Raw genomic sequence first — 779 nt, 5'->3', positions numbered from 1 at the left:
TCAAGAGCCGTGATGGTTGTGGGGAGGATATGGGGAGAAAAGGTGCCAATGGAGGCGTAATGGTTGGATTGTGCAATGCGTCAAAATTGGAATGGGGTAATGGGGAATTGGGGTAATGGAGGGCGTTGGGGGAAAAGGGCTGATGGCAATGAATAGGCTTGTGATAGGCTTGTATAGGCTTTAATGGGGCAGTTGATCGGAAGTTTGTTGTTTTCTGTGAATTTGCAAAATCGTAAAAACGTGAAACTGTAAAAGCGGGTGTGGTTGGTCAAGAGCCGTGAGAGTTGTGGGGCGCTTGGGGAGAAAAGGTGCCAATGGAGGCGTAATGGTTGGATTGTGCAATGCGTCAAAATTGGAATGGGGTAATGGGGAATTGGGGTAATGGAGGGCGTTGGGGGAAAAGGGCTGATGTGGCAATGAATAGGCTTGTATAGGCTTGTAATAGGCTTTAATGGGGCGGTTTATCGGAAGTTTGTTGTTTTCTGTGAATTTGCAAAATCGTAAAAACGTGAAACTGTAAAAAGGCGTGTGATTGCTCAAGAGCCGTGATGGTTGTGGGGAGGATATGGGGAGAAAAGGTGCCAATGGAGGCGTAATGGTTGGATTGTGCAATGCGTCAAAATTGGAATGGGGTAATGGGGAATTGGGGTAATGGAGGGCGTTGGGGGAAAAGGGCTGATGGCAATGAATAGGCTTGTGATAGGCTTGTATAGGCTTTAATGGGGCAGTTGATCGGAAGTTTGTTGTTTTCTGTGAATTTGCAAAATCGTAAAAACGTG

At 46.5% G+C, this 779-nt stretch carries 1 protein-coding gene; it reads right to left on the bottom strand.

The window, feature by feature from the left end:
• Positions 1-180 precede the first annotated feature (180 nt).
• Positions 181-779 (bottom strand): hypothetical protein (locus ACFINM_RS09810; RefSeq protein ID WP_375641358.1); only part of this gene is annotated, 599 nt, incomplete at its 5' end.

Source organism: Bartonella sp. AA168HLJHH, assembly GCF_042197365.1.
In the GTDB taxonomy this organism is placed as follows: Bacteria; Pseudomonadota; Alphaproteobacteria; order Rhizobiales; family Rhizobiaceae; genus Bartonella.
This window is presented reverse-complemented; position numbering and strand designations above follow the sequence as displayed.